The following is a 24,734-nucleotide window of genomic DNA, read 5'->3' as shown; positions in this document are numbered from 1 at the left end:
TTCTGTTTTTGAAAATCTGGAGCCAGCCATGCAGTACGGAGCATTTTCGACCGATTCCCTGATGAGCATCACCAACCGCCCCGATCTCGTTTTCGAGCGTGGCGAAGGGTCGTGGCTTTACGACCATCAGGGCAAGGCTTATCTCGACTTCATCCAGGGATGGGCGGTGAATACGCTGGGCCATTGCCCGCCGGAAATCGCTGCGGCGCTGGCTGCCCAGGCCGGCAAGCTGATCAACCCGAGCCCGGCTTTCTACAACGGGCCGATGATCGAACTGGCCAGCCTGCTCACCGCCAATTCCGTCTTCGACCGCGTCTTCTTCGCCAACACCGGCGCCGAAGCCAACGAGGGGGCGATCAAGCTGGCGCGCAAGTGGGGCCGGCTACACAAGGACGGCGCCTACGAGATCATCACCTTCGGTCATTCCTTCCACGGCCGCACGCTGGCCACCATGTCGGCGTCCGGCAAGGCGGGCTGGGACACGATCTACGCGCCGCAGGTGCCGGGCTTCCCGAAAGCGATTTACAACGACATTGCTACGGTCAACGAGAAAATCGGGCCAAAAACGGTAGCCGTCATGCTCGAACCGGTGCAGGGCGAGGGCGGGGTGATCCCGGCCGATATCGAATTCCTCAAGGCGCTGCGCGAGCTGACCACGGCACGCGGCATCCTGCTCATCGTCGATGAAGTGCAGACCGGCATGGGCCGCACCGGCAAGCTGTTTGCCTACGAACACGCCGGCATCACGCCGGACATCATGACGCTGGCCAAGGGCATCGGCGGCGGTGTGCCGCTGGCAGCGCTGCTGGCTCGCGAGGAAATCTGCTGTTTCGAGCCGGGCGATCAGGGCGGCACCTACAACGGCAATCCGCTGATGACAGCGGTTGGGGCGGTGGTGCTCAAGCGCCTGCTGTCGCCAGGCTTCCTCGCTGGCGTCGAGGCGCGCGGGCAATATCTGTCGAAGCGCCTGCTCGAACTCTCGGTAAAGCACGGCTTGCAAGGCGAACGCGGTTCCGGCCTGTTGCGCGCACTGGTTCTGGCAGACGAGCGCGGCCCCGACATCGTCCGCCGGGCGCTCGAAGGTGGACCGACCGGACTGCTCCTCAACTCGCCGCGCCCCAATCTGCTGCGCTTCATGCCGGCACTGAATGTCAGCGAAGCCGAGATCGACCAGATGATTGCCATGCTCGACACCCTGCTGCAGGGTGCGCAATTGGCCTGACAGCGATCCTGAAAAGACCAGAGGGGGCAGTAGAGCAGAAACTGAGCGAACTACCACTCACACTAGGTCACTCGGATGTGTTTTGGTTTTGCGTTCGGAGTGAAGGCAGTCACCGCGTTCGGTTAGTCGCAATATGCCGCCTTTAGGTCTGGATTAGGCATTCGCTGCATAAAAAACTACCGTTCGCAATCTCTCAAGGCTGAGCGGCACGTAAACGACTGCGGCCTGATTCACTGCCTCATGCAACGGGGATCAGGCTACACCTCAGCCGAGGACTAAACCGACATTGATTCGTTCAATTACGGTATCTTAGACATTCCACCAACAGCCTGAATGCAGGAGAAGATTGCCGGCTTGTCGGATAGTAAAGGTGATATCCGGGATACGGCTGGCACCAGTCCTCCAGCACTGAAATCAGCTTGCCGCTGGCGATTTCCTCTTTCGCCATGTCGGCTGGCAGATATGCCAGACCACAACCAGCTACCGCTGCTCTAAGAATGTGGGACCCCATATTGAACGTCCACTGCCCCTCGACGTGGGCTTTCAAGGAGTTCCCCTTTTTCTCGAACTCCCAAACCATGTAGCTATCATGGGTCGGCAGTCGGAGATTGATGCAGTTGTGGCTGGAAAGATCTTGCGGGGACTGTGGCCGTGGATGGCGAGTGAAATAGTCCGGCGAGCCGACAACGGCTACCCGCAGGTCAGGGCTGATCCGTACCGCCACCATATCCTTCTCGACCTGGTCCCCCAGGCGCACGCCGGCATGGAAACGCTGCGCGACGATATCGGTCATGCCGTAATTGACGTTTATCTCAACCCTGATTTCTGGGTAGTCCCGCAAAAATCCCTGTAGGCGAGGCCAAAGTACGGTATTGGCGGCGTGCTCGGCGGTTGTGATGCGGATCAGGCCGCTGGGCTTGTTTCTCAACTCGCTTAACGCAGCCAGTTCGTTATTGATTTCTTCCAATCGTGGTGCGACGGCTTCCAGCAATCGGACGCCTTCTTCGGTCGGCGACACGCTCCGCGTGGTACGGGCCAGCAGATGAACGCCAAGCCGCGTTTCCAGGCTACGGATCGTGTGACTCAGCGCGGATTGCGAAATTCCTAATTGAGCCGCTGCACGGGTGAAGTTCCTTTCCCGCGCTACTGCAATGAACGCAACAAGATCACTAAAGTCGCCGGCAGCCATTTATCAGTCCCATGCATAAACCCATGCTGATTTTAGCGTATTAACAAATCAATCCGCAGAACTTACATTGACGAACATCAGCACTCGGTACTGTTCAGCATTCGACACAGCCGTGTGCGCCTGAATAGACATAGGAGATTCGTCATGAAAAAGCGCATTCTGGGAAACAGTGGCCTTGAGGTATCAGCACTGGGGCTCGGTTGCATGTCCATGAGTTCAGCCTACGGTCCGGCCGGCGATAAAGCGGAAATGATCGCGCTCCTCCGTAAGGCTGTCGATTGGGGTGTCACCTTCTTCGACTCAGCCGAAGTTTACGGCCCGTTCGTCAACGAAGCGTTGCTCGGTGAAGCACTGGGACCGTTCAAGGGGCAGGTGGTCATCGCCACGAAATTCGGTTTCGATCTCGATCCGGCGTCAGCGCAGCGTACCGGAGGCCTTAACAGCCGCCCAGAGCACATCAAGGCCGTTGCCGAAGCATCGCTGAAGCGCCTCAAGGTCGAGGCGATTGATCTTTTCTATCAGCACCGCGTTGATCCCAGTGTTCCCATCGAGGACGTCGCTGGTGCCGTGAAGGAGTTGATCACCGAAGGCAAGGTCAAGCATTTCGGCCTCTCCGAACCAGGTATCCAGACGCTGCGCCGTGCCCATGCCGTTCAGCCGGTTACTGCCGTACAAAGCGAATACTCCTTGTGGTGGCGAGGTCCGGAAAGCGAATTGCTGCCGACGCTGGAAGAACTGGGCATCGGCTTTGTCCCTTTCAGCCCGCTCGGTGCTGGCTTCCTGACCGGAAAAATGGACGAGAACACCCGTTTCGACAGTTCAGACTTCCGCTCGCAAGTCCCGCGCTTCTCTCCGGAGGCGCTGAAAGCCAATGTCGCACTGGTCAGTCTGGTTCGGGAAGTCGCCGAGGCCAAGGGCGTGACGCCAGCCCAGATTGCACTGGCCTGGCTGCTGGCTCAGAAGCCATGGATCGTTCCGATTCCCGGTACGACGAAGCTGCATCGTCTGGAAGAAAATCTGGGCGCCATCGCTGTTGACTTGACTGCCGATGATTTGCAAAAAATCGACTCAGCCGCCTCCAAGCTACATCTGGAAGGTGCGCGCTTGCCTGAGTACGCGCTGAACATGACCGGGCTGTAATGGCTGCCATGGATCATCTTTCACCAGGAGAGATCAAGCAACGGCAGGGGGCGGTGCTCGCCATCATCATGGCGAGCTACCTGATGATTGTTATCGACATCTCAATCGTCATCACCGGGCTTCCGAAAATCAAGGATGCGCTCGGCTTCTCGCCCGCAACCCTGTCCTGGGTGCAGAACGCCTACACCCTGGCATTCGGTGGCCTGCTTCTACTTGGCGCTCGCGCTGGCGACCTTCTGGGCCGCCGCCGAATGTTCATCTGGGGGCTTGGACTCTTCACCTGCGCCTCCTTGGTGATCGGGATGGCTCCATCCCCGAGCTGGCTTCTGGTGTTTCGTGCCATTCAAGGGGTGGGGGCCGCCATTCTGGCACCTTCAACGCTGGCCCTGCTCGCCATGTACTTTCCCGAAGGACCGGAGCGTACACGGGCGCTTTCGTACTATGCGGCGGCAGCTGGTATCGGGGCGACACTAGGCTTGGTGCTGGGGGGCTTGTTTGCCGATCTCTTGTCTTGGCGCGCCGGGTTTTTCATCAACCTGCCCATCGGTATCGCGTTGATGCTGGCGGCACACCGCTTGGTTGCGGAGACGCCGAAGCATGTCGGCCATTTCGACATTGCCGGTGCTGTAAGTTCGACCTTGGGCATGAGTTCGCTGGTTTTCGGCATCGTTCATGCAGCGGAAGAAGGATGGGCCCATCCCTTGACGGCTTGGGCTATCAGCGCCGGAATTGCCTTGATGCTCATATTCATCGTCATTGAGCGGCATGCCAAACAACCCGTTCTGCCCCTGAGACTGTTTGCCAGTAAGTCGCGCTGCGGAGCATATGTAGCCCGCATGCTCTTCTTGGGCGGTATGGTGGGTTTCTGGTTTTTTGCTACCCAGTTTCTCCAGGGCGTCTTGGGCTATAGCCCACTGGAGGCCGGGCTCGCATTTTTGCCAACGACGCTGCCCCAGTTGGTCGTTGCCATGAGTGTTCCGAAGCTCGTTCGCAAGTTAGGCAATACCAGTCTTCTGATAGGTGGGCTGGCCTTTTGCGTGGCCGGCCTGGTTTGGCTCGGTCAAGCCACTGCCCCTACGCCCTATCTGACGGGCATCGCACTCCCAATGATTCTGCTTGGGATCGGCCAAGGAGCTGCCCTGGGACCGCTCACCATCGCAGCCGTGACCGGCGTTGCTGCCGAAGATGCCGGCGCGGCTTCCGGCTTGGTCAACGTGGCTCATCAGTTGGGTGGCTCGCTGGGTCTCGGCGTGCTGGTCGTCGTTTTTTCAGCTGCATCCTCCTCGCTGGCGACAGCCCCGGAAATCCTGGCCCATCGCATTGCCTCCGTCATGGATGCCAGCGCAGTCATGCTTGCCCTGTCCTTGGTAGCTGTGCTGGCCATGATTCTTCCTGCTCAACGCCAGCAGATCGATAGACCTTGCTCAGATTCGGCTAGTCTCGAACCTGAGCCAGACCTCATTTAATGCCATCCATCCTCCGCACCAATGAACCAGGAAAGGTATCCATCATGAAAACATCGTTTCTCCTCCTGCTATTGATGCCGCTTGTCTCGTCGGCATTCGCTGAAACAAGTAGCAGCGATAGGGAGGCTTCTGTCAAAAAGCATGAGCATGCTGTCGCGGCAAGCATTTCGCGGAGCGCGACGCGAACGCCTTACGACGCGCCACCCGAGCATTTCACCGGCAAAGCCCGCGTCGCACCGCTCTTTTCGCCGACTGCACCGGCCAGGGCCTCGGCTGCCTATGTCACCTTTACGCCTGGCGCACGCACCGATTGGCATACCCATCCGTTGGGGCAGACGCTGGTTGTCACCGAAGGCAGCGGACTGATCCAGTTCTGGGATGGACCCATTCAACGCATTGAGCGTGGCGATGTGGTGACAATCCCGCCTGGCCAGAAGCATTGGCATGGCGCGTCGGCGACAGCGGCGATGACCCATCTGGCCATCCAGGAGCAAGTCGATGGCAAATCGGTGGCCTGGCTGGAGAAGGTCAGTGATACCCAATATCGCAACACGCCCTCGGCCAAGGAGAGCGCTGCACCCGCCGCGCAGCCGTCCCGTGCCCAGCAGTTGATGGGCGATTTTGCCCCGAAGCTGGCCGAATTGACCGACAACGTGCTGTATGCCGACATATGGGAACGTCCCGGGCTGTCAAAACGGGACCGAAGCCTGGCAACAGTCAGTGCGCTGATTGCAATGAATCGTCCTGACCAACTGCGCTCGCATCTCGCGCTGGCAATTCAGAATGGCCTGACGCGTGAAGAACTCGCCGAAGCAATCACCCATCTGGCCTTTTATTCCGGTTGGCCTAGTGCTGTCTCGGCGGTTTCGGCTGCCAAAGAAGTGCTGCCAGCCAAGTGAACCATTCAACTGAAGGAGTTTCGATCATGACTTCAAACTTGCGAAAGACCGTGCTCGCCTTGGCAGGCTGCATGCTGTTTGCGGCCGGACTCTCCGTGGCGGCGCCGCAGAAGCCTGTTACACCGCTGGTGATCCAGAAACAAGGCAGTTTCTCCGTGGGTGGAACAGTTGTTCAGAGCCCCGGCAGCTACGACCCGCTCAATCTGACTTCCGGTGGCCAGACACTCCATGGCGACCATGCCCGCGTGTTCTACCAGGTTCCGGTCAAGGCTCGCAAATTGCCCTTGGTGATGTGGCATGGCTTTGGCCAATCCACCAAAACCTGGGAATCGACGCCGGATGGCCGTGAGGGCTACCAAAATATCTTTTTACGTCGCGGCTTCGCGACCTATGTACTTGATCAGCCTCGTCGCGGTTCTGCGGGGCGAAGCAGCGTAGCTGCGACAATCAGCGCCACGCCGGATGACCAGCGCTGGTTTGATACCTTCCGTGTCGGTATCTGGCCGAACTACTTCCCAGGCGTCCAGTTCTCCCGCTCACCGGAGGCGCTGGATCAGTATTTCCGGTCGATGACGCCGGACACCGGCCCCATCGACACCAACCTGACCAGTAACGCCGTCTCGGCCCTGTTCGACAAGATCGGTGCAGGCATCCTGGTGACCCACTCGCACAGTGGCGGTATGGGTTGGCTGGCCGCGATGAAGAATCCGCGTATCCGCGCCATTGTTTCCTACGAACCGGGGAGCGGCTTTGTCTTTCCGGAAGGCGAAGTGCCGGCAGCGATGCCCAGTGCTGCCGGCCAGTTGGAAGCTACCAGTATCCCGCTGGCGGAGTTCATGAAGCTGACCCGAATCCCCATTGTTATCTACTACGGCGATTTCATCCTCAAGGAACCTGTCGCCAATCCCGGTCAGGATGGCTGGCGCGTACGCCTCGCCATGGCTAAACAGTGGGCAGATGCGATCAATCGCCATGGTGGGGATGCGAAGGTCATCCACCTGCCGGAGATCGGCATTAAGGGCAATACGCACTTTCCGTTTTCCGATCTCAACAATGTCCAGGTTGCTGACCTGATGTCGCAATTTCTTGCCGAAAAGCATCTGGACTGATTCCACATTCAACTCAAGCATTCAGGAGGTTTTCCCATGAAATCGACATTGATTAAAGCAGCAGCACTCGGCGCAATCATCAGCGTTCTATCGGGAGTCACCATGGCCGCGGACTACAAGCAAAACCCCTTCACCCTGGCCTACGACGGTGCCATTACCGAAAACGTGAAAGGCAAGGTCAATATTCGCACGGTGACGTACAAGCTCAATGGCCTCGATATTTCGGCCAACGTCTATACCCCCGCGAACTACGATCCCCACAAGAAATACCCGACAATTGTGGTTGCCCACCCGAATGGCGGCGTGAAGGAACAAGTTGCTGGTTTGTATGCCCAGCGCCTGGCCGAGCAAGGCTATATCACCATCGCGGCGGATGCGGCGTATCAAGGCGCCAGCGGCGGCCAGCCGCGCAATGTGGACAAGCCGTCCAATCGGATTGAAGACATCCACGGCATGGCCGACTTCATCAGCCAGTACGCCGGTGTCGATGCAACTCGCCTTGGCTTGCTGGGCATTTGCGGAGGTGGTGGCTATTCGCTGGCCGCCGCGCAAACCGACAAGCGTTTCAAGTCGATTGCGACGGTGAGCATGTTCAACTCCGGGCGCGTTCGTCGCAATGGCTACGCGGATTCGGCACTGAATACCATCCAGACACGCCTACAGCAGGCCTCGGCAGCTCGCGCACAGGAAGCAGCGGGCGGTACGGTGCTCTATTCCGGCGATGCCAACCTGACCGATGAGCAGATCGCCAAGTTGCCGTTTGATCTGTATCGGCAGGGTTACGAGTATTACTGGAAGACGCATGCGCATCCCAACTCGACTTTCAAGTACACCACGAGCAGTTTGCTGGATTTGATGCGTTTTGATGCCACCAACCAGATCGAGCTGATCGACAAGCCCTTGCTGATGATTGCCGGTAGCAAGGCCGACAGTCTTTACATGACCGAGGACGCTTTCGCCAAGGCTTCTGGCACAAAGGACAAGGAACTATTCCAAATCGAAGGGGCCACCCATATTGAAACCTATTGGGTGCCGATGTATGTCAATCAAGCGGTGGAAAAGCTGACACGGTTCTACGGTCGGTCGCTCTGAGGCAATTGGGGCGCAGCAGGCGCCCCGATTGCTCGCGCACTCGCGCAGAAAAACGCACTAGGCCAATCGCAATGCCTACGTTTCGCAACTTCGCTCCGCGATGAAACAGCTTGTTGATCAAGCTTATGTCTTGCCACGTGATGCGGCCGAAATTATTCGGGCCGCACAGCATTCGAATGTCGCTCGCTGAGCCTATGCATTCAATCCGCAATCAATGGAACCAAGGAGTCAATGATGACCAATGCAGTGATCGACAAGCAAAGACGCCAATTCATCAGCACGTCGGTGCTGGTGTCGTCCTGTGCAGCCGTAGCCGGATCGGGGTTTTTGGGGAGCGTACAGGCGCAGACGCCGTCCGCTTCGGTGAATGCCCGTGGAGTTACCTCAACTCGTAAAAACTCCCGGAGAAAGCTGGGGCAACTGGAGGTTTCCAGTATCGGCCTCGGCGTCCAGAACATGGCGCGAACCTATCAGACGACGATCCCCGCCCGGCCCAAAATGATCGAGATCATCCGCACGGCCTACGAGCGCGGCGTCACCTTTTTCGATACTGCCGAGGCATACGGCCCCCTTGAGTGTGAACGGATTCTCGGCGAAGCCATTGAACCGTTTCGGAACAAGGTTGTGATCACCAGCAAGTTCGGCTGGAACATCGACCCTCAGACCGGTGAGCGCGGCCCCGGCTTGATCAGCCGTCCGGAGCATATCAAGCGGGCTGTCGAGGGCATGCTCAAGCGTCTGCGCACAGACCGTATCGATTTGCTTTATCAACACCGGGTCGATCCGCAAGTACCGATCGAAGATGTGGCCGGTGCCATCAAGGATTTGCGGGCCCAGGGCAAGGTACTGCACTGGGGCTTGTCCGAAATGGGGCTGAACCCCCTGCGTCGCGCCCATGCCGAATTGCCAGTCACAGCCGTCCAGAGCGAATATTCGATGCTCTGGCGTGGCCCAGAGAAGGAAGTTTTGCCGCTGTGCGAGGAACTGGGCATTGGTTTCGTGCCATGGAGTCCGCTCGGGGTGGGTTTCCTCACCGGCGCCATCGACGAGATGACCCGCTTCGCCGATGGTGACTTCCGCAAGACCGAGACCCGCTTTTCTCCCGAGACCCTGGCGAATAACCTGGCTCTCGTACGCCTTGTGAAGGCCTGGGCAGATCGCAAGAAGACGACACCAGCACGGATTGCTCTGGCCTGGCTCCTTGCGCAGAAGCCTTGGATCGTGCCAATTCCAGGCACCACCCAGATGGCCCACTTGCTCGACAACATCGGCGCAACAGAGGTCATCTTCACTGCCGATGACTTGCAGGCACTGAATGCAGAGCTGGCCGGCATCACGATCCAGGGCGAACGCCTGCCAGCTGCGGTACTTGCCTTCAGTGGCGTTGAGGCGCCCTTGAGGTAAAAATGCCGAGATGACCTACGTCGCGCGCTGACTGCGCACTTGATTGGGAAGCCAAGGTGGCATGAGCGTCAAATGCCATAGTTGTGATTACTCAGCGCGTCGGTACTTGCTGCGTTTTCAGAGTGCGTAAGAATTTTTGTGTAAACGGTCTTTGGACTGTATGAAAATTGCCTGATTAGGCTGAATTACCAGCTAATTGAATAATTTCCGCGCCAGTCTTTAGCTTATCCAGATAGTCTGCCCATTCCTTCATCATTTTCTTCCGTTCGGGAAGGTACTCGGCTCGGTTGTAGGCGGCTCGTACTTGGTTTTGTTCCGAGTGAGCAAGTTGCCGCTCGATAACATCATGCCGGTAGCCTTGTTCGTTCAGGATGGTCGAAGCAACTGAACGAAACCCGTGGCCAGTCATCCGTCCTTTGAATCCCATTCGGGCGAGGGCATAGGTCACGGTATTTTCGGAGATGGGGCGATTCCTGTTGGTCATTGAAGGGAAGAGCAGGCGACCGGTACCTGTGAGGCAATGTAGTTCTTTGAGATACACAATGACCTGTTGCTCGTGGGGCGCCTGGCGTTCACGCGTCGTGGCGTTCAGGATTTTATCGAGCAGCGACCTGATCAGCCCGTGGAGAAGCAACGAGGTCAATGCGATGAAGACAAAGCCTTTCAGCATGCCGGCCCGAGTGATCTGCGCCGCATCTCTGAGCAGCCAGGTAACGACATTGTCGGAGATCAGTATCCACAGACCCGCGAAGATCGCATAAATGAACACGATCCTCCGGGTTGTCCCGGCCGGGTCCATATCGGCGCCTTCAGACGCCCCTGGTGGTTTTCGGCTTGGTCATGTCTGGACTCTAACAATGTTTCCGTTGCCGAGATGAAGTGGAGGATGGCGCAGGCTCAAGGCAACTGCTCAGCCTTCGACTTGCCCGTTGCAGCAAGCGAATCCCCCTTTTGTATCCATCTTGCGACAGTCGCAATGAACAAATCCGGATCAACTGGTTTGGTCAAAAAATCGTTCATTCCGACCTCCAGACACTTGGCCCTGTCCTCGGCAAAGGCATTGGCGGTCATGGCGATGACCGGCGTCCTGTGCAACTCAGGCAGTTGGCGAAGGTGCCTAGTTGCGGTCAGGCCATCCATAACCGGCATCTGCATGTCCATCAGGATCACGGAATAACTACCTTGGCGCGCAAGCTCGATCGCCTCGACCCCGTTATCGGCCACATCGACGACAAACCCCGAATCCTGCAAAATTTCCCGGAAAATTTCCTGATTGATCGGTTCGTCTTCGACGAGCAGCAAGCGCCGCCCAGCCATGCCGAAGGTATCGACATGATGAATGCTGGCACCAAGTCGCTGACTGCCACGTGTGCGTTTGACGATTTCGACGGACTGCTCTAGCCAGACAGTGAACCAGAACGTGCTCCCCTTGCCAACCTCGGACGATGCGCCAGCGCTCCCTCCCATCATTTCGGCCAGTTGTCGGGTAATCGCCAAGCCCAAACCGGTACCTCCATACTTTCGGGTCGTGGAGTTATCGGCTTGCTGGAATACCGAGAACAAGGTCGGAAGGACAGGGGCAGGAATGCCGCACCCCGTATCCTCAACCTCGAAGCGCAGATGAACCCTGCCTTCCATTTCCTGGAGCACGCGCATGCGCAAGGTGACAGCGCCTCGGTCAGTAAATTTGACTGCATTGTTGGCCAGGTTGAGGAGGGCCTGGCGTAATCGTGTTAGATCGCCCTTCAGCCAGTAAGGAACAGGCTGCGAGTCGGTAACGATCTGCAGTCCTTTGTCGATAGCCCGCTGCTCGATGAGCGACGCGACACAGGGCAACAAGTCATTCGGCGCGATAGGGACTTCTTCCAGCGTCAGTTTTCCGGCCTCGATTTTTGAGATGTCCAGAACATCGCTGATCACTTTCAGGAGATGCTCGCCAGCCGATTCGATCTTGTTCAGTTGGTCAGACTGTTTTTCGGAAAGTGTTGTCTTGCGCAGCAAATGGCTCATGCCGATGATGGCGTTGAGTGGCGTACGAATCTCGTGGCTCATGTTGGCAAGGAATGAGCTCTTGGCATCGCTCTCCTGAATGGCCTCATCTGCCCGCTGCGCCAGTTCGAGATTCAGGGAGTTCATCTGCCTCTCCTTGGCCTGCCTCTCGCGATTGTCATTGAATGTGGCGCGTATGGCGACGAATTGTCCGTTCTCATCGCGTACGATCTCAATGCTCACGAGTGCAGGGAATATCGAACCATCCTTGCGCAGAAAATCGTAGTCCTGGTCATGGGCGACACCCATGCCCAACAAGACTTTCAGGCGCTCTTCGTATCTTTCTGTCTCATAGGAGGCCAACAAATCCCGCACCTTTAGCGAGCCAGCCACTTCGGAGCGCTCGTAGCCCAGGAGCCCCAGCGCAGTGTCATTGATCGCAGTAATCCGGTCCTCAGCATCGAAGGAGAGATAGCCGCAGGGTGCCTGGTTATAGAGCGAATCAAGCTCCGCAGTGCGGTTCTGAACCATTTGCTCCAGATTTTCCTGATAGGACTTTAGCTGCTCGTCAATTTGCCTTTGTTCCGTGACATCTTCCTTGATTGCCAGGTAGTGCGTGATCTCGCCGTCGGATTGCCGAACCGGCGTGATGATTTCCTGTGAAATGTAGTCTTGGCCATCCTTGGTCCGGTTGATGAATTCCCCGCGCCAGACCTGGCCAGCCAAAAGCGTTTGCCACAGGCTGGCATAGGTTGCCGAAGCTGTCTTCCCCGAGTTGAGGACATTCGGGTTCTTCCCAAGCAACTCGTCCAGCCGATAACCTGTCGTTTCCGAGAAGGCCCGATTGACGTACTCGATCTCCGGCTTCGTATTGGTAATCATGATGCCGTCCGGGCTCTGCTCGATGGCCAGGTAGGAACGGCGCAATTGTTCCTCGGCAGACTGTTGGGCGGTGATATCGACCAGTGCCCACAGCGAATCGCCATTGCGCAGTTGGCTGCCGCCAAGCAGGAACCAGCGCTTGCTACCATCCCGGTGCAGCAGCGGCACTTTTCCGCGCCATATTTCGCCATTGGCCAAATGCACATAGGCGGCCAAAACACGCCTGTTTGTATCCTGATCAGTAAAAAGTATCTCGGTTGATTGGCCGATCATTTCATCGACCGAATAGCCCAACAGGTTTTCGCAAGCGCTATTGGCCCAGACGAAGTGGCGTTTTCTAAGCTTGACGAGCCCAACGATACCGTTATCGAGCATCGCCTGTTGTTCTTCAAGCGTGCTTTCCAGTTGCAATTCGGTTTCTTTTTGCCGGGAAATATCACGCGATATAGCGAGAATGCCGACGATCTGCCCACCCGGGCCAAGCAGTGGTGCAGCATTGGTTTCAACATGACGGGGCGAGCCCTTCAGCCCGATGGCTCGGTACTGCAATACCCCACTCAGACCACCAAGCACCTGTGAAGAAAATGCCAGGTAGGCCTCACGATCTTCACTGACGACAAGCTCCTCAATCCAGATTGCCAAGGCATGATCCAGATTGTCCGCCTCGATCATCTCAATGCCGGCCGGGTTGATCTTGCGCAGGCGCCCCTCAAGATCGAATACCTTCACACAATCCGGCTCGCAATCAAAAATTGCCTTAAGCTCCGTCTCCCGCTGCTGCAAGGCGGTTTCGGCAAGGCATTGAACGGTGATGTCGCGCAAACTGAGTACGATCCCGCTGACCGTGCCGCCGTTGAAGAAAGGTGATGTTTCCAGCGTATAGAAACTCATGCCGTCGGCGCCCTCGAACTCGATCTGGACTTTCCGGTTCTCACCGAGCAGGCTGGCCTGCACCTCTTGCAGAATCGTGTTGCGCGCCGGGTCCGGAAACAAGTCCAGAATCGGCTTGCCAACCAGTTTATCGGCATCGCATTCGAGCAGGTTGCCGATCGCCGGGTTTGCGATCACGCAGCGCAAATTGGGAGACAGCAAGATCAAGGCGGTTTGGCTCGAACGGACTATCTTTCCGTAGGACTCAAGTTGTTCGCTGTGCTGTTTCCGCTCCCGTACCAGTGCGTCCGCACTCTTTTTCTGACGAAGCAAAAGCACCGTCAACAGGCAGGCAGCAAGGAAAGCCACGCCACCGATCAGGCCGGCCACCGCCAGCGTTGTCTTCCAGTTGGCTAAATATTGCTCACGCGGTACGGCAACGATAGCGCTGATCGGATAATTGCCCAGTTTCTGCAATGCCCGTGCCCGAATCTGGCCGTCAAATTCGGAAGGCCCGACTTCAACGCTGTTGCCAGACCATAAATGCGCGGCTCCGCCCAACAAATTGCCGGTGGATTGTTTGCCAATCTGATCGGGCAACATCGGATAGCGCATCAACAGTCGCTGTTGCTGGCTCCACAGGGAAATGGCTGTACCCTCCGGCCAATCAATGGAGCCATAAAAACGGGAGAATTGTTCTTCAATGCCGATACTGACACCGACTACCCCCAAGAACTCTCCATCCTCACCCAGAAGGCGACGTGCCATCTGCAACGACCTTTTGCCACTGGTGCGCCCTTTGATGGTTTCCGAGAAAACGGTGTCACCGGTCGGCGAGATCGATAGTTGGCGGAAGTAATCCCGGTCGGAAATATTGGTTCCTTCGGGGGCGCCGATGGCACCCAGAAGCAAATTCCCTTCGGCATCGCTGATGAAAATATTGACGGCCCCGGAAAGCGTTTTCAGGAAGGCCATCAGGCTTTGATTGAGCGCCACTTTGTCACTGTCTTGGCGCCCAACGCGCTGCTCCACCAGGAATTGCCGAAACCGCGGGTCGTTGCTCACACCCTGCAGGGCCAGGTCGGCTGCCTTGAAGCCGCCATTGGCCTGCTCGGCCAGCAGCAATGAATAGTTACGTACCGAAACGAACATCTTCTTTTCCGACTCGTGATAGTCGCTCCAAAGCTTGGTCGCCAGAATCACATAAAGAAGAAATAGCCCTGCCCAGAGCAGGATCAGGCGGATTCTGAGGTTCATGGCGCCTCCCCGGCAGCAAGAAAGTTGCGCATCCAGGTTTCGGCCTCTGAGGCCGGTGCTGGTCTGCAAACAAAAAAGCCTTGGGCGCATTGGCAACCGAGGTTCTCCAGGATGCCGATTTGCTCTTCCTTCTCGATCCCTTCTGCGACAGTGCGAAGCCCCAGGGCGTCCGCCATGGTGATCACGGCCTGGACGATGGCCCGGTCGCAGGCTGAGGTTTCAAGATCCTGAATGAAACTGCGATCGATTTTCAGGCAGTCGATGGGCAGGCGATGCAATTGGGCCAAGGAGGAATAACCGACCCCGAAGTCATCGACCGAAATACTGATCCCGAGCGCACGCAGGTGATTCAGCATTTGCATCGTTTCAATGCCGTCTGCCGTCAGCGTCGATTCGGTGATTTCCAGTTCAAGGCGATGAGGGTCGAGCCCATGCCGCGCCAAGGCGGCTTCGACCATGTCCGGAAAGTCGGCCCGAATTTCGCTCGGCGAGATATTCACTGCCATCTTGGGCACATGAAATCCACTGACATCCCAGGCTTTTAACTGGGCAAGGGCTAGGTCAAGCGCCTTGCGGGTCAGTTCGCTGATGAAACCCCGCTGTTCGGCCAATGGAATGAAATGATCCGGCGGCAAGATGCCGAAATGCGGATGGCGCCAGCGCAACAGGGCCTCGACACCACAGAGCTTGCCGTCGCCCAATACCGTTTGCGGCTGAAAATGAAGTAGTAGTTCGTCGCGCTTTAAGCCTTCGCGCAGATCGTTGTCCAGTGCCTGCATTTCCTCGGCACGGTCGCTCAGTTCTTTCGAATAGAGGCAGGAACGATGGCCGCCGCTCTGTTTGGCACGATACATAGCGAGGTCGGCATGGCGCAGCAACTGATCGCCCAGACGACCGTGCTCGGGGAAGATTGAGGCCCCGATACTGGCACTGAGATGAAGCTTGTGGCCCTTGGCCAAGACGGGTTCTTCCAGCGCCGCAATGATCTTGCCGGCGACCTGCAGGGCTTCGGCACTGCCAGAAATATCCGGCAGGACGACAGCGAATTCGTCCCCGCCCAGACGGGCCACGGTATCCGAACCGCGCAGGCAGGCATTGAGTCGCTCTGCCACGATGACCAGTGCGTCATCGCCGACATCATGCCCAAGCGTATCGTTGATGGGTTTGAAGCCATCGAGATCGATGAACAGCACGCCCAGATTGGCGTTGCGCCGCAGGGCGAAGCGAACATGCTGATCCAGGCGATCGCGGAAGGTAGCCCGGTTTGGTAAGGCAGTCAGCGGGTCACGGGTGGCCAAATGCAGGATGTGTGCTTCGGCAACCCGACGCCGCTCGGATTCCTGCTCCAGATAGATGATCCGGCGGCGCAGTTCAATCTCGGCAATGGCGCTACTAGCCAATGTCTTGAGGGCTCGCCGCTGAGTATCGGAAAGCTGCCTGGGCTTGTCGTCTATGACACAGAGCGTACCCAGTGCCTCACCTGATGCGAGGACTAGCGGCACACCCGCATAGAACCGGATGTGGGTGGCGCCGATGACCAGCGGATTGTCCTGGAAGCGTGGATCAGCAAGCGCATCCGGTACTTCCAGCATTTCATTCCTCAGAATCGCGTGGGCGCAGAACGAGACCGAGCGCGAGGTTTCTCTTAGGGATGTTCCGGTATGCGAAAGAAACCATTGGCGGTCGGCATCGACCAGCGAGATCAGAGCAATCGGCACATCAGCGATTTCGGCGGCCAGGCGGGTCAGGTTATCGAACACCTCCTGTTCCTGGGTATCCAGCAAATGGGTGCCATGAAGCATTTCCAAACGCCGGGCTTCGTTGCCAGGCAACGGGGGGAGCCAGGCATTCAGTTTTTCCAGGCAGGTCTCGTACTCCAGGGTTTTATCGAAAAAACCATTGGCGCCCAATTCCTCGCAGGCAAGCCGCAAGGCTTGGCCGGTGTTATTGGTCAGGATCAGGACCCGGGCGCCACAGCCTGCTTCCCGGATACGTTTCAATACCTGAACCCCACTGCCGGGTGCCAGGGAAAGATCGAGCAGCACCGCATCCGGATTGGTGCTGAGGATCAGATTGACGGCTTCGCCTTCTTCGGTGGCGGTGCCGATGATCGAAAAGCGCGGCTGCTGGGCCAGCAGGTGTGCCAGTTGGTTCCGAATGAGTTCGGAGTCTTCGACGATGACAAGCTTCATGGCTATTTCCTGCAGGCGTTAATTGACGCTTGCAGTGTTGCCGATGCCCTGTCAAAAATATGCCGGGTTGCCCTGATGTCGGCCTAGGGCTTGCCGGATTCGTGCGTAGGGGAAAGCCTACTTGATGTCGGCGATCAGCCCATGGCTGATGCAGTAACGAATCAGTTCGGCATTGCTGGAAACCTCCAGCTTTTCGAAGATACGGGTTTTGTAGGTCGTTACTGTCTTGGGCGACAAATGCATCAGCTCGCCAATTTCTGTCAGCCGCTTGCCTTCGGCCAATTGCACCAGGACGCGGTGCTCTTGTGCCGACAGATCTTCGTGCGGGGCTTTGGACGACTCTCCCGCCATCAGGTCGGCCAGTCGCTCGGCCAGGGTGTCCGTGATATAGCGTCCGCCGGCCATCACCCTCTCCAGGGCTGTCACCAGTTCTTCGGCGGCTCTATCCTTGTTGAGGTAACCGGCTGCCCCCATTTGTAGGGCGCGGGTTGCATAGGCCGTCTCTGCATTCAGGCTCAGAACAAGAATGCGCAGATGGGGCGCTGCTTTACGCAATTGGGAAACGCTCTCCAAACCTTCTGCATCCGGCAGATTCAGATCGACGACGGCTGCCAGCAAGCCATCACGGCGAGCCAGCTCCAACGCTGCCGCAAGGGTTTCCGCCTCGACTACCTCGGCGTCTGGCCAACGCTGGAGGATGAGTTGGCGAACGCCAATGCGAACGATAGGATGGTCTTCAAGCAGCAGAATTTTCATCGGACAACTTTTCAGCAGTAACAGGCAGGACAAGACTTAGTGTAACGCCATGATGGGGCGTACTTGTATAAGTCAACCTGCCCCCCATGAGTTCGGCGCGCTCCAGCATCCCCGCCATACCCAGCGTCACTTTGCGTGTCGCTCCGTCTTGCATACCGACACCATCATCGATCATGGAGATTTCATAGATTTCGCCATCGGCGAGCGCCCCTTGAACGACAAAGCGGGCAGCCCCGGAGTGGCGTACTACATTGGTGCAAGCCTCCTGGATGATTCTATAAACCCCGAGCGTCTGACGTTTGGACAAACAATCACAATCTTCGAGATTGACGCTGTACAGCACCCGAACCGGACGTAGTGATGTTTCCAGCAGTTGCTCTGCCGCAGCTTGCAAACCAAGGTCATCAATCAACGGAGGGCGGAGCTCTGCGGCAATGCGTCTTGCCGTTGCGACGCCAACATCGAGTGCTTCAAGCAGCCCCTTTTCCTGTGGCTCAGCCAAAGTTCCTTTGGGAAGGCCACGGAAAATCATCTTGATACCGGTCAGAACGGCGCCAATCTGATCGTGGACCTCGCGTGAAATACGTTGCCGTTCCGCTTCAACCGAATCCTCCAGTTGTGTCGCGAAACTGGCAATCCGCTCCTTGGCTTCGACCAATTCGCGGGTTCTTACCGAAACCTGCTGTTCGAGGAGACGGCCGTACTCATCGACTTCGGTCAGTGTGTCTCGCATCTGATCCAGTTCGACAATGCCGGTTGAGTGCACTGGTGGTGACGCCCCGCCGAGAACCGCCTTGGTAGCATCAACGGTTTGACGCAATGACTTGGCAATGCGCCGGGAAACGACCACCGCAGAACCCAAACCAATCAGCAGCAGAGATACCCCCCAGAGGACATTTACCAGCACCTCCTGTTTGAGCGGTTCCAGAAGCAAGTCCTTCGGTACCCCCAAGGAGAGATACCACCCCCATTCTCCAATTGGCCGGAGAATGGTGCGTGTAGGGACCCCCTCTTTACTGATGCCATCCCATACACCAGCAGTTTTCTTTTCCATTGCCTCAATGAGCAGAGGAGGGCCTGCCTGACCGACATAACGCTCTGGCGAGTGCGAACGTGCGACCAGAATTCCATCCGCGCCGATCAAGGAAGCGATCCAGCCATCCGGCAACTGGCTAGGCTGCAGAAGGGCATTCAGCACCGTTGTGCTAATGACGGCACGCAAACAATAGGCCACCTCGCCATCGCGAATGACTGGCACACCAAGGGCGACGACGGTCCGATCGCTGATTGGCGATTTGAATGGTGCAGAAAGTACCGGTTTGCCAGTTTCAAATACTTTTCGAACAGCCGGAATGTCGCTGGTCGGAAATTGCTGGCCGAATGGGCGCAGGGTCAGGAAAACCATCCGGTTGTCCGGGGCGATGAGCGATATGGCTGCAATATCCGTGTCCAGTTCCTGGATGCGGCGCGCATATCTATAAAGCCCTTCTATATCACCTGCCTTTGCTGCATTGGAAATAGAGAGGCTTTGCACATAACCGAGCGACTTGGCCAAGCGGTCGCGAACCTCCGATGCCAGCGCATCACCTCTCTGCACCAGCGCTGTTTCAATCGCAATGCGGCGCTCCTCGGCATAGCGATACGAGGAATAGACCGAGAACAAGAGCAAGGTTAGCGTTGGTAGAAGTACCAGCAACAGCAACCAAGCTGTAATGCTCGCCCGGACTTTCATAGGCACCTCGCTGGTCGTCGTAATTGATGTCAATAGTATCAGGGCGATACAGAGATATCAGTGAACTCTTCTTCGAAGCCAACTTGCGTCTCCCCTGGCGGGGGGGGGCTACACAAACAGACGCCTTACATGAAGGAAGAGTGTGAGGGCTTGCAGGCAGGCCTGGAGGGCATCGTGTGCGTGGAACTTCTGTAAATTTACATTGATGAGATCCTGCGCTACCTCGCGTCAAGGACAAAGCCTGACGGTACAGTGGACATCGACGGATAGGCGGTTAGGTTGATCAAGAGGGAAGGCCCTATCTTCGCGAAGTTTTTCCCAATCGGCGATGTTCGTTGGCGTATTTTTCGGAATCGATTGTTCTTCTGCATTCCTATTTCTCATTCCTGCTTCTAACGAAATACCCGCCAGGGGCGTATTCTGGAATCAATCGGAACTTCCCCACCCGATCCGTCTGTTCAAGTTCCTTTAGTTTTTTAAAATAACTTTCTTGTATCGCATTTATGTCGGATTCACGGTCGGTGTCGAGCGCTTTTCTCTTAAGGTCGTATTCATCAGAAATTTTTCCATAGGCGGGCGGTACCCTCAGGAAAACCGTTGAATCAAAAAAGCGTAATCCCACGCTTCATCACCCCACCGGTTCATCTTTCCGATCAATATAATCCGCCCAATCCTGCATCATCGGCGCTCGACGCTCCAGCATGGTGCCGCGTTGATAAGCAGCCTCGACCTTGTCAGGAAGACTGTGCGCCAGGGCATGTTCTGCCAGGTCCCTCGGGTAGTGCCCCACCTCTGCTGACCAATCGCGAAACGTACTGCGGAAACCGTGCGGCACGATGCTGTCTCCGTTCTTGGGATCTATCCACGGCATGGGGGCTTCATCCTCCGTGGTATTCATCCGGCGAACGACTGCTGTCAGCGTCATATCTGAGAGCGGCTTTTGATCCCGTGGGCCGGGGAACAGGTAAGGGCAATCCTCAAACTTCGGTAAGGCTTCGACCAGGGCTATGGCCTGCCGGGAAAGTGGAACCCAATGTTCCCGGTTGGCCTTCATGCGGTCAGCCGGGACAGTCCAGAGTTTTTTGTCCAGTTCGATTTCACGCCACGTAGCTAAGCGGACTTCACCTGAACGGGTTGCAGTCAGAATGGCAAACTCCAGCGCTCTGGCGCCGGAGCCGGGTATCTTCCGCAATTCCTTCATGAAGGTGCTGATCTGCACATAAGGCAGGGCGGGGTGATGCCGTACTTTCTTGAGCTTGGCTGCCGGGGGCAGGAGTGCATCGAGATGTCCGCGCCACAAGGCAGGGTTTTCTCCTTGTCGCCATTTCATGGCCTTGCCATATGAGAGGATCAATTCGATCCGGGAGCGCAGGCGGCTTGCTGTTTCTGTCTTGGTGGTCCAGATCGGTTTGAGGATTTGCAGCACGTCTTCGGTCGTGATCTCGTCAATCGGTTTGCTGCCGATGACGGGGGAAGCGTAGGCAGCGAGGGTGTTCTCCCATTGCTGGGCATGCTTGGTATTCTTCCATGCTGCCTTGTGCGTCTTGATATATTCGGCAGCCGCTATGTCGAAGGAAATGGCTTTTGCTTGGGATGCCTTGAGTGCAGCAATGGCCTCGGCTTGAGCTTGCTCACGCTGGTTGATGGGGTCGATCCCTGAGCGAACCATTGCCCCCAGTTCAGCCGCCTTTCCGCGAGCGGATTTTGCGGGATGATCTGCCAGTGTGCCAATGCCCATTTCCCGCCGCTTGCCGTTGAGCTGGAAACGGAATATCCAGCTTTTGGTACCGCGTTCCTGGACGCGCAGATACAGGCCGTTGCCATCCGCGTGCATTCCCGGTTTGGCGTGTTCGATTTCTTTGGCAGTGAGTGACATAGCATCCTTTGTGTATGTTTCAGCCCACCATTTAGCCCACCACATTGCAGGGGGATTTCGGTAGATTTCTGTGGACGCTATTGTACTATTTTCTGTGTAACACTATGAATAGTAGAGGTAAACAAGTGGTGGTTAAAGAGTTTGGCGGATCGTTTTGGATGCTAAGTGTGGGGACGCCTCCTCCGCCAGAATTCGATGCAAAACGGCCCTTCTCGGGCCGTTTTGCATTTCTACCCGCCATTTCACCTACCTTTTTCGATGGTGTGCTGCCCGGCTCGCTGCGGGCAGGGCTGTCCAGGCGATTGGTAACATCGGCTCAGACACTGTCTCGTCAAGCGATGCAAACGTGATTTATTCGCCTGGATACCCAAGTTTCGCGTGGTAGACTGAAAAAATGAGTGCTTAAGCTCAATCAGGGGGGGAGATGGCGGCGAATTTTTCTTTGCATTCTGGTGTGCTGCTGGTTGCGCTCCTATGTCTATCCCTGTTCGGATGGGTCGCTAAAGATCTTCATCAATCGCGCGAACGAGAATTGCAGGCAGCCGAACATATCGGCCAAACGCTGGGAAAATTGCTGGAGAGCCATCTTCAGGGAGCGGCGAGCAAGGTCGATTTTCATCTCTCGGATTTCGTGCAGCATTTTCAACAGGATGTGGTCGACCGTACACCGCGTGCGCGCCTGGAATCCGAGTTGAAGCGCTATCTTGTCCATTTTCCAGAAGTGCGCAGCTTTCGGGTTGCCGATGCTGAAGGTCGCTATCTCTACGATGCCAGCGGAACATTGGCTGATGTCAATATTGCTGACCGTCCGTATTTCATTCGTCTCCGCGATGATGCTAATGCCGGGCTGGTGATTTCCCCGCCGCTGGTTTCTCGCGTGACGAACGAGGTGGTGATTGTCTTTGCCCGTCGCTTGCAGGACAGCGCCGGAAACTTTGCTGGCATCGTGTTGGCTACATTGCGCGCCGATTATTTCGAACGTTACTACCATGCCCTGGATGTCGGTCCGCACGGCGTTATTGCGCTGTGGAGTCGGGATCTGGCGTTGTTTGCTCGTTGGCCTGAGTTGCCCGGCTGGCAAGGTCGCCAACTGCCTGACAATCCGATTCTTCCAAATTTGCAGGCAGGGGAAACTACGGGCAGTTTTCATGGTGCGAGTGGCCTGGATGGTGTGAAACGGATATTCGTTTTTCGCGCTGTCGAAGGCTTTCCCTTTGTCGTGACGGTGGGCTTGGCCGAAGCCGAGGTGCTGGCCGAATGGCAGCGCCGGGCGCTGGTTTATGCGCTTTTGGGTGTCATGCTGGTGGCCGCGCTGATTGCGTTGATGCGCTCCTGGGTCATGGGGTATCGCCAGGCTGAGGCGCTGGCCGAAAAACTGGCCAAGGATTTTGCCGACAAATCCCGCGAAAGCCGGGCCTTGCTCGATTCGATTCCCGATCCAGCCTGGCTGCTGGATAACGAAGGCCATTATCTGGCGGTCAATGAAGCCTTTTGTCACTACAAGGGCTTGCCGATGGATCAGGTTATTGGTCATACCGTTGATGAGCTATTCCCGGCGGAAGAGGCCAAGGTGCTGCGCGCCGGCCAGCTTGAGGTCTATCGTAGGGGGGAGCCGGTGCGCGAGGTCGTCTGGCTGAATCTGCGTGGCAAGTTGTCGCCGTTCGAGTTCCTTCGCGTGCCGGTCTATCGCGACGATGGTCAGCCAAGAGGCCTGGCTGGCGTGGCATGGGACATGACGGACCGCTACGAGGCCGAGGAGCGGCAGCGCCTGATTGCCCACTTCTTCGATCATGCCAATGATGCGGTATTGATCCTTGATGCTGAGCGTCGGGTGCTTACGCTGAACAAGGCGGTAACGACGATCAGCGGCTATAACCTGGATGATCTTCGGGGCCAACAGCCGCGCTTCATGCTCGAGAGTTTTCAGGACAAGGCTTCGCTTGATGGCATGGTGCTGATGCTTGAGGAGCAGGGGGGCTGGCGGGGTGAGATGAGAGCGGTACGCAAGGATGGAAGTTTGCTTCCGATCTTTTGCAACGTCACTTCAATTCGCAATGATGCCGGCGAGGTCGTCAACTGGGCAGTATTCGTGACCGATCTCAGCGAGCGCAAGGCAGCCGAGGCGCGCATCGAGTCGCTGACCCACGTCGATCAGCTGACCGAATTGCCCAATCGTCAGGGGTTTTCCCGGATCATGGGCGAGTGGCTGGCGGCGGCAAGGGAGGGGGCGCTGATCCTTATTGATCTTGATCAGTTGAGCCGGGTGAACGATGCCTTTGGTCATGCCGCTGGCGATGCCGTGCTGCGCCGGATCAGCGTGCGCTTGCGAAAAATACTTCGCGATGGCGATTTCCTTGGTCGTTTGGGCGGTGATCAGTTTGGCGTTCTGCTGGCTCAGGGCACACGTCCCATTCTGGCGGAAGTGGTTGCCCGCAAGCTGCTGGATGCGATTGCCAAGCCGGTGATGATTGAAGGAAGTGATGTCGTGACCACGGCTTCGGCCGGTATTTGTCTGCTGGGCAGCGATGGCCACGATGTGGCAACCCTGTTGCGAAATGCCGACAATGCGCTGCATCATGCCAAGGACGCGGGGCAAAATATCTTCCGCTTCTTCTCCGCTGACATGAATGTTCGCATGGCAGAACGTCTGCGTCTGGAGAGTGATTTGCGTTGGGCTCTCTCGCGCAATGAACTGCTGCTGCATTACCAGCCTCAGGTCGATATCAATACCGGCGAAATCATCGGTTTCGAGTGTCTGCTCCGCTGGCAACACCCGGAGCTGGGCATGGTTTCGCCGGTGAGGTTCATCCCCCTTGCCGAAGAGAGCCGGCTGATCCTGCCGATTGGCTCCTGGGTGCTGGAAGAGGCGTGCCGGCAAAACAAGGCGTGGCAGGATGCCGGGATGGCGCCCAAGGTAGTGGCCGTCAACCTGTCAGCGGTCCAGTTTCATGGTGCTGATATTGTTGCCCTGGTGTCGCAGGCGCTGCAGAGCTCCGGCCTGGAAGCGCGCTATCTTGAGCTGGAAATTACCGAAAGCGTCATCATTGAGGATCCGGAAAGAGTGATTCGCATCATGGAAGAGCTCAAGGCGCTGGGGGTTGGACTGTCGATTGATGATTTTGGGACGGGTTATTCCAGCCTGTCCTACCTGAAGCGATTCCCGATCGACAAGATCAAGATCGACCGTTCGTTTGTCCGTGATCTTGGGCGTAGCGACAACGATGCAGCGATCGTCCGCATGGTGATTGGCATCGCGATGGAGTTGGAGCGCAAAGTGATTGCCGAGGGTGTTGAAACCGTTGAGCAACTCGAATTCCTGCGTAGCCATCATTGCGACGAATACCAGGGTTTCTATTGCAGTCCCGGCGTGCCGGCCGGGCAGATTCCCGATCTTGTCGCCGCTCGGCGGGCATGACGCAATAGTCAGTCTTGACTCTGGCGACGTCTGGCAGGCATCAGCCGAGGAAACTGAACTTCACTTCCGCTCCGGGAGCTTTACCCGGACGGTGGGCACCCATCCGTGCAATCATTTTCGGTGGCGAAGAGGCGCAGGGCGCGCCCTTCTGCGAAGCAGGCCTGGTCGCCTGGCCGGAAAATGTGGCGGCGAAATAATCACAGCCGCATGACCAACTTATACTTCAGTTTTCCCCGCTTAACTT

The 24,734-nt window shown here is 56.9% G+C and carries 15 protein-coding genes; 8 read left to right on the top strand and 7 right to left on the bottom strand.

Going from position 1 to position 24,734, the window contains the following annotated elements; all coding sequences use genetic code 11:
• Positions 1–28: 28 nt before the first annotated feature.
• The gene (locus tag KI617_RS12095) at positions 29–1,222 is read left to right on the top strand and encodes an acetylornithine transaminase (RefSeq protein WP_226446597.1); all 1,194 of its coding nucleotides are present in this window, start codon (positions 29–31) and stop codon (positions 1,220–1,222) included.
• Positions 1,223–1,517: 295 nt separating this feature from the next.
• Here the strand turns inward: KI617_RS12095 and KI617_RS12090 are convergent, their stop codons facing one another.
• Positions 1,518–2,411, bottom strand: a complete 894-nt coding sequence (locus tag KI617_RS12090; protein WP_226446595.1) for a LysR family transcriptional regulator — start codon at positions 2,409–2,411, stop codon at positions 1,518–1,520.
• A 144-nt stretch (positions 2,412–2,555) separates the two neighbouring features.
• Between KI617_RS12090 and KI617_RS12085 the strand changes: the two genes are divergently transcribed.
• The 6 genes from KI617_RS12085 (at position 2,556) to KI617_RS12060 (ending at position 9,521) form a co-directional block, all read left to right on the top strand.
• Positions 2,556–3,551: an aldo/keto reductase gene (locus KI617_RS12085; RefSeq protein WP_226446593.1), complete on the top strand. Its 996-nt coding sequence runs from the start codon at positions 2,556–2,558 to the stop codon at positions 3,549–3,551.
• The gene (locus KI617_RS12080) at positions 3,551–5,017 is read left to right on the top strand and encodes an MFS transporter (protein WP_226446591.1); all 1,467 of its coding nucleotides are present in this window, start codon (positions 3,551–3,553) and stop codon (positions 5,015–5,017) included. The genes KI617_RS12085 and KI617_RS12080 overlap by 1 nt, the downstream gene beginning before the upstream one ends.
• A gap of 44 nt (positions 5,018–5,061) precedes the next feature.
• Positions 5,062–5,916, top strand: coding sequence for a (R)-mandelonitrile lyase (locus KI617_RS12075; RefSeq protein WP_226446589.1), 855 nt, complete (start codon positions 5,062–5,064; stop codon positions 5,914–5,916).
• Positions 5,917–5,942: 26 nt separating this feature from the next.
• A complete protein-coding gene (locus KI617_RS12070; RefSeq protein WP_226446587.1) occupies positions 5,943–7,025 on the top strand; it encodes an alpha/beta hydrolase in 1,083 nt (360 codons plus the stop codon).
• Between the two features lie 36 nt (positions 7,026–7,061).
• A complete protein-coding gene (locus tag KI617_RS12065; RefSeq protein ID WP_226446585.1) occupies positions 7,062–8,117 on the top strand; it encodes an alpha/beta hydrolase in 1,056 nt (351 codons plus the stop codon).
• 231 nt (positions 8,118–8,348) lie between these two features.
• A complete protein-coding gene (locus KI617_RS12060; protein ID WP_226446583.1) occupies positions 8,349–9,521 on the top strand; it encodes an aldo/keto reductase in 1,173 nt (390 codons plus the stop codon).
• Positions 9,522–9,696: 175 nt separating this feature from the next.
• Here the strand turns inward: KI617_RS12060 and KI617_RS12055 are convergent, their stop codons facing one another.
• From KI617_RS12055 to KI617_RS12030, 6 genes are all read right to left on the bottom strand, one after another.
• On the bottom strand, positions 9,697–10,290 hold the full coding sequence (locus KI617_RS12055; protein WP_226446581.1) for a tyrosine-type recombinase/integrase: 594 nt from the start codon (positions 10,288–10,290) through the stop codon (positions 9,697–9,699).
• Positions 10,291–10,418: 128 nt separating this feature from the next.
• Positions 10,419–14,519, bottom strand: a complete 4,101-nt coding sequence (locus KI617_RS12050; RefSeq protein WP_226446579.1) for a PAS domain S-box protein — start codon at positions 14,517–14,519, stop codon at positions 10,419–10,421.
• A complete protein-coding gene (locus KI617_RS12045; RefSeq protein ID WP_226446577.1) occupies positions 14,516–16,711 on the bottom strand; it encodes an EAL domain-containing protein in 2,196 nt (731 codons plus the stop codon). Before KI617_RS12045 ends, KI617_RS12050 begins: the two co-directional genes overlap by 4 nt.
• A gap of 117 nt (positions 16,712–16,828) precedes the next feature.
• A complete protein-coding gene (locus KI617_RS12040; protein ID WP_226446575.1) occupies positions 16,829–17,467 on the bottom strand; it encodes a response regulator in 639 nt (212 codons plus the stop codon).
• Positions 17,448–19,199: a sensor histidine kinase gene (locus tag KI617_RS12035; protein ID WP_226446573.1), complete on the bottom strand. Its 1,752-nt coding sequence runs from the start codon at positions 19,197–19,199 to the stop codon at positions 17,448–17,450. The genes KI617_RS12040 and KI617_RS12035 overlap by 20 nt, the downstream gene beginning before the upstream one ends.
• A 628-nt stretch (positions 19,200–19,827) precedes the next feature.
• On the bottom strand, positions 19,828–21,075 hold the full coding sequence (locus KI617_RS12030; protein WP_226446571.1) for a tyrosine-type recombinase/integrase: 1,248 nt from the start codon (positions 21,073–21,075) through the stop codon (positions 19,828–19,830).
• Positions 21,076–21,607: 532 nt separating this feature from the next.
• On the opposite strand from KI617_RS12030, the gene KI617_RS12025 reads away from it, so the two are divergent.
• Positions 21,608–24,490 carry a bifunctional diguanylate cyclase/phosphodiesterase gene (locus tag KI617_RS12025; RefSeq protein ID WP_226446569.1) on the top strand — a complete coding sequence of 961 codons (2,883 nt, stop codon included), beginning with the start codon at positions 21,608–21,610 and terminating at the stop codon, positions 24,488–24,490.
• Positions 24,491–24,734 lie beyond the last annotated feature (244 nt).

The organism is Ferribacterium limneticum (assembly GCF_020510625.1).
In the GTDB taxonomy this organism is placed as follows: domain Bacteria; phylum Pseudomonadota; class Gammaproteobacteria; order Burkholderiales; family Rhodocyclaceae; genus Azonexus; species Azonexus limneticus_A.
Note: the sequence above shows the minus strand (reverse complement) of the source record. Positions and strands in the feature narration are given on the sequence as shown.

What these genes read in the sequence shown, in the direction of transcription:
- KI617_RS12040 (WP_226446575.1), bottom strand. Translation starts at nt 17,467, where the DNA reads ATGAAAATTCTGCTGCTTGAAGACCATCCTATCGTTCGCATTGGCGTT.
- KI617_RS12070 (WP_226446587.1), top strand. Translation starts at nt 5,943, where the DNA reads ATGACTTCAAACTTGCGAAAGACCGTGCTCGCCTTGGCAGGCTGCATG.
- KI617_RS12065 (WP_226446585.1), top strand. Translation starts at nt 7,062, where the DNA reads ATGAAATCGACATTGATTAAAGCAGCAGCACTCGGCGCAATCATCAGC.
- KI617_RS12090 (WP_226446595.1), bottom strand. Translation starts at nt 2,411, where the DNA reads ATGGCTGCCGGCGACTTTAGTGATCTTGTTGCGTTCATTGCAGTAGCG.
- KI617_RS12085 (WP_226446593.1), top strand. Translation starts at nt 2,556, where the DNA reads ATGAAAAAGCGCATTCTGGGAAACAGTGGCCTTGAGGTATCAGCACTG.
- KI617_RS12050 (WP_226446579.1), bottom strand. Translation starts at nt 14,519, where the DNA reads ATGAACCTCAGAATCCGCCTGATCCTGCTCTGGGCAGGGCTATTTCTT.
- KI617_RS12045 (WP_226446577.1), bottom strand. Translation starts at nt 16,711, where the DNA reads ATGAAGCTTGTCATCGTCGAAGACTCCGAACTCATTCGGAACCAACTG.
- KI617_RS12095 (WP_226446597.1), top strand. Translation starts at nt 29, where the DNA reads ATGCAGTACGGAGCATTTTCGACCGATTCCCTGATGAGCATCACCAAC.
- KI617_RS12035 (WP_226446573.1), bottom strand. Translation starts at nt 19,199, where the DNA reads ATGAAAGTCCGGGCGAGCATTACAGCTTGGTTGCTGTTGCTGGTACTT.
- KI617_RS12060 (WP_226446583.1), top strand. Translation starts at nt 8,349, where the DNA reads ATGATGACCAATGCAGTGATCGACAAGCAAAGACGCCAATTCATCAGC.
- KI617_RS12030 (WP_226446571.1), bottom strand. Translation starts at nt 21,075, where the DNA reads ATGTCACTCACTGCCAAAGAAATCGAACACGCCAAACCGGGAATGCAC.
- KI617_RS12075 (WP_226446589.1), top strand. Translation starts at nt 5,062, where the DNA reads ATGAAAACATCGTTTCTCCTCCTGCTATTGATGCCGCTTGTCTCGTCG.
- KI617_RS12080 (WP_226446591.1), top strand. Translation starts at nt 3,551, where the DNA reads ATGGCTGCCATGGATCATCTTTCACCAGGAGAGATCAAGCAACGGCAG.